Consider the following 9103-nt stretch of genomic DNA (forward strand, 5'->3'; position numbering starts at 1 on the left):
TATGTTCCTATTTACCAAGTACCGCTTTTCAAGACTGGGTATCACCAACATCATTATTACCATTGTTATTTATTACAAGCGTACCATTATCTGCGCTTGGTTTTGGCTTTGCAATGGCAGTCAAGTCCAAGGTACTAATTGTGGCTAATATAATAATGTTCTTAAGTATTCCGATATTCATGTATGGCATGTACACTTGGGAATGGATGGGATCATTATAGAAACGGAATGGTGATTTTTAAGCTATGGACAAAACAATAACATGGAGAATCATTTTATTGATATTATCAGTGATTATTCCATTAGGAGTTATTTTAGCTGCCTATGTATTTATTTCGAATAGAAAAAACAAACAGAGTACAAAAAAATGGATTGATATAGGTTGTGCAATTAGCTTTATTTATACAACAGCAAAGGTAATATTTTTGATTATTGACTTGCGCCATTTTGTACTTCTATAAAAATAATTAGACATATAGAAAAGGGAGTTTAAATTGAAGAATTTAATAATTGTAATAACAGTCATATTAATGGTTGTATTAGCAGGGTGCAGTGATGCAGGAATTGTAGAAATAAAAAAATCGGATGAAATAACGTCATTATTAAAAGAGGAGAAACAAGAAGCGACATATGTATACTTCGGAAGACCAACATGTCCATATTGTCAAAAATTCCATCCAAAGCTTGATAGCGTAGTAAAAGAAAAGGAAATAAAGGTACTCTATTACAATACAGATGAGCACAGAGAAGATGAAGATTTTGATAAAGTATTGGATGAATATGGTGTAGAAAGAATACCGTACCTTGCGAAAGTAAAAAAACGGAAAAGTAATATCGGCTTTAATTGATGCCAGAACTGAACAAGATATAATAAAATTTATGAAGTAATTGCAAAAGAAAGAGTTGGTACATTTGGGAATCTAAGGATTTTCCTTACGTATCAGCTCTTTCTTCTATAAAAGAATCGAAATCGCGTCCCAAAATATCCGGAAATGAATTTTGAAACATGTTGCTCATGTGATACACTATTTGACATAGACAATATATAGGAGTTCACATTAATATCAAAGGAGATGAAGCTCCAAGGTTTTATAGCATCAACTGTGATTTCTTGATTTTGTTAGTAAATTAATACATGAGGTGAATGAGATGGAAACGGTCGTAATGAGACTAGTTGGGAAATGTGGAAAAATTTTTTCAGAAGAAAGAGAGAGAATGTATGCAATCGATTTTGAAACAGATGATCATGCACAAATTAATTTTACACAGAAGATAATCAAGTTACGTTTGAGATAAAAGTGAGAATATCAGATGAGTTGAAAGAAAAATTAGTTTCTATACAAGAAGAATGGAGGAACCTTAAATCAGAGGAAGATTATCCAGAATTTGCAGAATCATTTTGGAGTAACTTGGGGGAAGACGACGAAAAGTCTTTAAAAGATGCTCAAAGAATAGTAGTAGAATATTATAATAAACATACAGATAAATTACAGTTTATTCTAAATCATAGTGAAAAAATGTTTGATATGACAGTGTTTGAAGTTGTGTTTGACTATCAAGATAGTGTTGCTCATTGTACGATACCAGAATATTTTTCGGACCCAACAGGTATAATTGAAAGTTATATAGCTATATGTTCTGAAAATACAAACCATATTAATAAAGTGATGAATGAGGATTGGCAACCGTTGAAAGCATTTAAATTTTTAAGGTTAGCTAAAAATAATACAGACTTAGAAAGCAAATATTTATTACTAAGCACTGCGGCAGAATTAGGAGTGAAGGAGTTTTTCATAACAAAGGAACCTATGTTGAGGGCGTTATTTTATGAAGTTAGCTCGCCCCCGTTGCATAAACTTTATGGAAAACTTATGAAAGAATATTTTGAAATAGAAGTGCCAAATAAGAAAATTATTCAGGATTTATCAGAAATAAGAAATGAGATTGTTCATAAAGTTGAGGTAGAGAAAAAGATATCATTTTATGACTGTAATGAAAAAATTAAAGAAGTCCAAAAGATATTAGTCCTTTTGCAGAGAAACTTGATAGAAGATAATGTATTCCTAGATAATTTAAGCTATTTTGGTACAGTGAAACGTAAGGGTGCTGTTGAAATTAGTATGGATTATGGCCCAATTGGAAACGACGAGCTAGTTCGAGGAGCGTACCATAAAATAAAAGTCCGAGACTTTGATTAAATAAGGTTTGTTTTCTTCATGCTATCAAATGTCTAGAATTTAAGATATATAGGCATGTCAAATGAGACCAGTAAATAGAAACTTACTGGTTTCATTTGATGTCTAAAAGTTGGTCTATAAAGCCAAGTCTGTAAGATAGAGGAAACTAGACGTTAAAATAGACCATTATTTCATGTATCCAAGAATTAAATCTTGCTCGACTTGAATCTCTACTTTCCGTAAAAGTAAGGTGTACTGGCATAGTGCGGTGTTAGAACACGTGAATGTATTTTGTTGAAGTTGTTGAGAAAGATACTCCAGTGTGGAAGTAAAAACAAGGTGCAAGTTACCTACTGTTTCTACTAATGGTGTTCCGATATCTTTACAGTCTTCGCCGACATTTTGAAAAAGAGAAGTATTTAAATAGTTTTGTTTCAACTGCTGGTAGGTTGTGTGAAAGAGTTGCGTGACTTCCTGTGTTCGAGTGCTGAGAAAACCATCATATTCTTTTCGTTGTTCATACTCATCGGTTTTCGTATAATAAGTGGCGACCCAATAGCGAACGATATTGTCTATATTTTCTTCGACATGCTTCAAAATGGTTTGTACCATATGAGAACCCCCGTTTTCTAAATAATGTCATTCCAATATAGTATACTGCTCCAGTTCGTAAAAAGATAGGGTATTTGCAAGTGTTCACGGAATTGTCAAAATTATATGGTTTTTCTATAAAATCATGATATGTTTGAGCGTATTATTTTACATTTTATGTGGAGGCAAGTGAACGTTAATTTTGTTCGGATTTCATTTTCGCGAAAAAACAGGCGAGGTGTTTGTAGAAAACGCCTCGCCTAGAATCAACTTATTTATTATTGAAGAATAGTGGTAAATGTTCTTTATGCGCCTCAAGTAATTCATCAAGTAACACACGAGCATCCGTATCGCTTGGTACGAGAGGGTTCACAGTCAAAGCTAACAAAGCTTTATCGTAATCTCCAGTTACCGCTGCGTCAACTGTCAAACGTTCCACTGTCTTAATCTGCTGGATAATCCCATTAATCGCCACAGGAAGGTGACCGCTTGCGAGTGGAATCGGACCTTGACGCGTAATCACGCAGTTCGTTTCAATCGCGGACTCGGGATCAATATCCAGAATCGCGCCGTTGTTACGCGTATTAACGATTTGAATATCCCGTTTGTCATTATAAATCGAGTTAATCAAGTTACACGCCGCCTCACTGTAGTAAGCACCACCGCGTTGCTCCAATTGTTTTGGCTTATCTGTCAAATTCACATCTTTATACAACTCGAAAAGTTCCGCTTCGACGCGTTTTACGACTTCTGCACGTGTCCCGTGTTTTTCATACGCCGCTTGTTGATCTTCCAGCTGCGTACGCGTTTGCCAATAATAGCGCAAGTAATCGATTGGAATCATGTTTAAAGTACGTAAGAATGTTGCGTCCCAACCAGTCGCATTGATATTTTTCAATGTGGAGCCAGATTCGCCCTCGGTCATTTTAGTCACAACCTCAGCCGTTACATCTTCGCCATCTTTATAAACTGTTTTCGCGAAAACCATGTGATTCAAACCGACAAACTCAACATAAATCTCCGTATGATCCACACCTAAAATGTCCGCAATATTTTTCTCAATGCCGATTGGGCCGTTACATAAGCCAACTACTTTATTGATATTACTGTAACGCAACACGGCTTCTGTCACCATTCCAGCAGGATTTGCAAAGTTAATCAACCATGCATTCGGACAAAGACGCTCCATATCCTTACAAATATCAAGAATAACAGGAACCGTCCGGAATGCTTTAAACATACCACCAGGACCATTCGTTTCTTGACCAACAACACCGTGCGAGTTCGGAATACGTTCATCTTTCACACGCGCATCCAATTGTCCCACGCGTAATTGTGTCGTTACGAAATCCGCATCTTTCAACGCTTCCTCACGATCCATTGTCAAATGAATTTCCATATCCACGCCAGCTTTTTCAACCATCCGTTTTGCTAAATTACCAACGATTTCGAGTTTTTCCTTACCAGCTGGCACATCGACAAGCCAAAGTTCACGTACTGGGAGTTCCTTGTGACGTTTGATGAAGCCTTCAATTAATTCGGGAGTATAACTTGAGCCACCGCCGATTGTAGCGATTTTAATACCTTTAGACATCATTTTTTCCTCCAATATATTTAAGATTTGATTATGTTTTGTATAACGCTTTCTTCTTCCATAGTATAGGCTGAAAATGAAAAAATAGCTATTAATTCGCGAGCATTTGTTAAGGATTTTTGAAGTTGGAATTTGTTCCTTTTGTGTAACACCTTGTCACATCTAGCGCTATCATGATAAAATAGCCATACAAAGAAGATCGGAGGCAGGAAAATGCTTTTTTTAGATAAAACGATTGAACTAAATGATACAGAAATGGCTATTTATAATTATATTGCGACTAATTTGGACACCGTCACTTATATGCGAATTCGCGATTTAGCAGAGGGCACGCACGTTAGTACTACTACGATTCTGCGTTTTTGCCGTAAATTTGATTGTAGCGGTTTTTCCGAGTTTCGAGTGAAGTTGCAGATGTACGCGCAAGAGCGAACAAAAATCAACGTGGACATGTCGGACGAAACAACGTATATCGATTTCCTGAAACGGACAGCCCAGCCAGAATTCAAAGCGAACATTGCGGCATCTGCGAAAATTTTGCGCGATTCAGAATTAGTTTTGTTCGTTGGCATCGGCTCATCAGGAATTATCGCGGAGTATGGCGCGCTTTATTTCTCCTCGTTGTTCACATTAGCGCTCCACATCGAAGACCCGCTAAATCACCCGTTTTACCACTTATCAAGCAAATTATCCGATAAAATATGCATGATTGCGATTTCCGTTTCAGGCGAAAACGAAGATATCATTAAATACATCCACCAACTCAAAATGCAAAAATGCAAAATTATCACCATCACGAATAGCGCCAATTCCACCATGGCAAAATTGTCAGACGCGAATATTGCTTACTATATAAATAAAGAAATGTATCAAGAAGCGGACATCACCTCCCAATTGCCAGCGATTTACACTGTGGAATGCATCGCGCGCGAAATCCGAACACAACTCGATCGTGAAGGTGAATAAGGGAAAACCCTGAGAGATTCACATAATCATGTATGGTATTATAGAGGTTGTATACCATTTTTTAGGGGGGATTAAGAATGACAACGATTACAGAAGAACAGAAACAAATCGTGAAATCCACAGCACCAATTTTAAAAGAACACGGTAAAGAAATCACATCGATTTTTTATAAAAAGATGTTTGAGGCGCATCCCGAGTTACGTAATTATTTCAACCTCACAAACCAAGAAATCGGAACACAACCGCTCGCTTTGGCGAATACGGTATACTTAGCAGCAGAAAATATCGAGCAGTTAGATGTTTTGCTACCACAAGTTAAAACGATTGCGCATAAACACCGGAGTTTGACAATTAAGGCAGAACATTATCCGATCGTAGGCGAGTATTTACTAAAAGGAATCGCGGAATATCTCGGTGACGCAGCAACGCCAGAAATTTTGGACGCTTGGGGCGCGGCATACGGCATTATTGCTGAAATCTTCATTGAAGTAGAGCAGGAAATGTACGACGCACTCGGCGATGAACGAAATCGTGATTTTATCGAATTTAAGATTATCAAAAAAGAGAACGTGGCGCCGAATGTTTTCACGTTAGATTTAGCCAGAAATGATGGCGGAGAACTCGTAGCATATGAACCAGGCCAATACCTATCTTTACGCATCAAACTAAAAGAGCTATTCCACAACCGGCAATATAGTTTAACCAAAGCATTCGATGGCGAATCCTATCAAGTTGCGATTAAACAAGAAAATGAGAAAGAACCAGCAGGCGTAGTTTCCAATCATATTTTTGAAAATTACCACGTTGGTGATACGATTCTTGCTACTCTTCCGGCCGGAGATTTTGAGCTTGATAAAGCCGCAAATAACCATGTGTTTATCGCAGGAGGCATTGGTATAACACCGATTGCAGCGATGGTTGATAGCCTGGAAATAGGCGACCAAGCGCAGTTGATCCATTGTGTGAGGACGGAAGAGTACGCCGTATTTGCCGAAGAATTTCAAGAAAAACTGGGCGCACAATATCACCTTTTTGCAGGGAAGAATGTGACAAAAGCCGATTTGGAGGAACTTGTGAAACTTGGTGTAACCATTTATTTATGTGGACCTGTTCCGTTTATGCGCGAGATAGAAACAATTTTGTTAGGATTAGGGCATGTGCAGTCAGCGATTCACTTCGAGGCGTTTCAACCGGCATTAAGCTTAGTAAAATAATAGTTAGAAAGAGATATTTCTGCATGTGGAGATATCTCTTTTATATTTCAATAATATAAGTGTGACTAAAAATACATAAAATAGTTGCAAATACAGGAAAAATTGTATTTTTTCAAACCGCAAAAGTTGGTATGCTATTTCTAAAGGTGCCATGTAAAATTAAAGCGCTGAACTTAGAGGGGGGAAAAAAATAAAATGATTATGAAGAAAATAGGGGTTGCATCTGCTGCACTTGTTTTATGTGCGGGATTGCCATTACAGACGATTGCAATGGCTTCAGAGAATACACAAAGTTACACGACGAATAAAGCTGAAAATAAATTGAAAGGATTACAAGCAGAAAATGAGGACTTCTTTTATGACGTAAGCGACTATTTCTCTGTTGTGCCAGGAACATCGTCTTCCATTAACAGAGATAAAGTGACGATTACGCCAAATCTCCCTCGGCAGTCTGGAGGCTTATGGTCAAACCCTGATTATAAGGCAGATTTAACAAAAGATTTCCATTTGGAAGCAGATTTATATATGGGAAACGATATAAATGGTGCAGACGGTGTGGCCTTTGTTATGCAAAATGATCCGCTAGGTACAGCTGCAATAGGTGGGGAAGGAGAAGGAATAGGTGTTTATTCAAATAATAGTAGTTATATTAAAAATGCTTTAGCCGTTGAATTCGATACTTACTACAACAGTAGTACAAAGGATCACAATGTCAAGCCTGGTCGCGAACATATTGCAATCACAGTTCCGACTGGTGCATCGGTTATTGATCATCATGCTCTTAATATCTTACCAGAAGATGTATATTTAGAAGATGGACAAAGTCATCCAGTTTCTTTTGATTGGGATGCACTCACAAAAACACTGACATACAAATATCTTTCCTATGAAGGTAGCTATACTGTAGACGATTTGCAAGCGACATTTGGTGGAACGGAAGTGATTTTCGGCTTCACTGGTTCAACTGGATCACAGAAGAATCTACAAGAATTAACTATCACGAACTTACAAGTCAATGGTATTTCTCCAGTAATCAAAACAGAGTTACCCGCTGAGGTCGAGGCATCTCAAGTTGTTTCAGTTAAAACAACCATTTCCAATAAAACATTGGATGCTACCAATTTTATGATGAAACTTCATACGCAACTTGATGAGAAATTTGATGATAATAGTATGACTAATATTCGATTGACACGAAATGACGGTCAAGCATTTTCAGTTTCTAAAGATGATTTATTAAACAATAATGTAGAATTACCATTTTTAGATGCATCTAGTGTATTTACATTAACATATGATGTTGCTGTAAAGGCCGATGCTGCTCCAAAAGGCACAGAGTTAAAAATAATTTCAATAGGAAAAGTAAACGGAGTAAATTATACATCTGAAGCGACGACAAAATTAATTTATATCGGCGCAAAACCAGTTATTACAGCAAGCGATATTTCCCTGAAAAAAGGCTCCACGTTCGACCCACTGGATGGCGTGAGCGCGACGGATACCGAAGATGGCAACGTAACAAGCCAAGTGAAAGTAACCGCGAATAACGTCGACACAAGCAAAGTTGGCACGTATCACGTGACGTATTCTGTCACTGATTCGGACGGAAATACAACAACCAAAACGATTACAGTCACAGTAACAAGTACAGACGCACCAACGATTTCCGCAACGGACAAATCTGTCAAAAAAGGCACTACTTTTAACCCGTTAACGGACGTGACCGCAAGTGATCTCGAAGACGGCAATGTAACAAGTAGCATTCAAGTAACCGCCAACGACGTGAATACAAGCAAAGTTGGAACGTACCATGTGACGTATTCTGTGACCAACTCCGAAGGCAATACAACAACGAAAACGATCACAGTAACCGTGACAAGTAACGATGCGCCTGTGATTTCTGCAACCGATAAAACAATGAAAAAAGGCGGGGCATTCAACCCATTAACAGGCGTGAGCGCAACGGATTCCGAAGATGGCAACGTCACAAGCCAAGTGAAAGTCACCGCGAATAACGTCGACACAAGCAAAGTAGGCACATATCACGTCACGTATGCAGTGACGGATTCCGATGGCAACACGACAACCAAAACGATCACTGTAACAGTTACAAGTAACGACGCACCAGTCATCGAAGCATCTGACATCGTGCAACGCATCCACAACACCTACGACGTGAAGAAAGCAGTCACCGCTTCTGACACAGAAGACGGCGATATCACCAACAAAATTACGGTAACAGCCAACGATGTGAACACAGAAAAAGCAGGTGTCTATCACGTGACATACAGCGTGACAGATTCCGATGGCAATACCACAACGAAGACCATCCAAGTCACCATTTTAACCAACGATGCCCCTGTAATCACAACAAGCGACGTTTACCTGAAAGCAGGCGACACGTTTAACCCACTTGACGGCATCACAGCGAGTGACCTCGAAGATGGCGATCTAACAGCAAGCATCAAAATCGTATCTACGACTGTAAACATGAAATCCGAAGGGCTATACGCGGTCGTGTATTCCGTGACAGATTCCGACGGCAATACGACAACCGTAAC

At 38.4% G+C, this 9103-nt stretch carries 7 protein-coding genes; 5 read left to right on the forward strand and 2 right to left on the reverse strand.

The genetic code is table 11. From position 1 onward, the window contains the following. Positions 1 to 494: 494 nt before the first annotated feature. Both PCORN_RS02830 and PCORN_RS02835 read left to right on the forward strand, forming a co-directional pair. The gene (locus PCORN_RS02830; protein ID WP_036077355.1) at positions 495 to 848 is read left to right on the forward strand and encodes a thioredoxin family protein; all 354 of its coding nucleotides are present in this window, start codon (positions 495 to 497) and stop codon (positions 846 to 848) included. 450 nt (positions 849 to 1298) lie between these two features. After that, entirely contained in the window at positions 1299 to 2198 is a 900-nt protein-coding gene (locus tag PCORN_RS02835; protein ID WP_036077357.1) for a hypothetical protein, read from the forward strand. Between the two features lie 165 nt (positions 2199 to 2363). Here PCORN_RS02835 and PCORN_RS02840 read toward each other — a convergent pair whose 3' ends face one another. Further along, positions 2364 to 2789 (reverse strand): hypothetical protein, encoded by a 426-nt coding sequence (locus tag PCORN_RS02840; RefSeq protein ID WP_036077359.1) that lies wholly within the window; start codon positions 2787 to 2789, stop codon positions 2364 to 2366. A gap of 250 nt (positions 2790 to 3039) precedes the next feature. After that, positions 3040 to 4362 carry a 6-phospho-beta-glucosidase gene (locus tag PCORN_RS02845; protein WP_036077361.1) on the reverse strand — a complete coding sequence of 441 codons (1323 nt, stop codon included), beginning with the start codon at positions 4360 to 4362 and terminating at the stop codon, positions 3040 to 3042. Between the two features lie 213 nt (positions 4363 to 4575). Here PCORN_RS02845 and PCORN_RS02850 point away from each other — a divergent pair, with 213 nt between their 5' ends. The 3 genes from PCORN_RS02850 to PCORN_RS17005 form a co-directional block, all read left to right on the forward strand. Continuing rightward, entirely contained in the window at positions 4576 to 5328 is a 753-nt protein-coding gene (locus PCORN_RS02850) for a MurR/RpiR family transcriptional regulator (protein WP_036077363.1), read from the forward strand. A 77-nt stretch (positions 5329 to 5405) separates the two neighbouring features. Next, complete coding sequence (locus tag PCORN_RS02855; protein WP_036077365.1) at positions 5406 to 6542, forward strand: globin domain-containing protein; 1137 nt, start codon at positions 5406 to 5408, stop codon at positions 6540 to 6542. 195 nt (positions 6543 to 6737) lie between these two features. Next, positions 6738 to 9103 (forward strand): immunoglobulin-like domain-containing protein (locus tag PCORN_RS17005; RefSeq protein ID WP_149024225.1); only part of this gene is annotated, 2366 nt, incomplete at its 3' end.

Origin of the sequence: Listeria cornellensis FSL F6-0969 (assembly GCF_000525855.1) — a bacterium.
Classification (GTDB): Bacteria; Bacillota; Bacilli; order Lactobacillales; family Listeriaceae; genus Listeria_A; species Listeria_A cornellensis.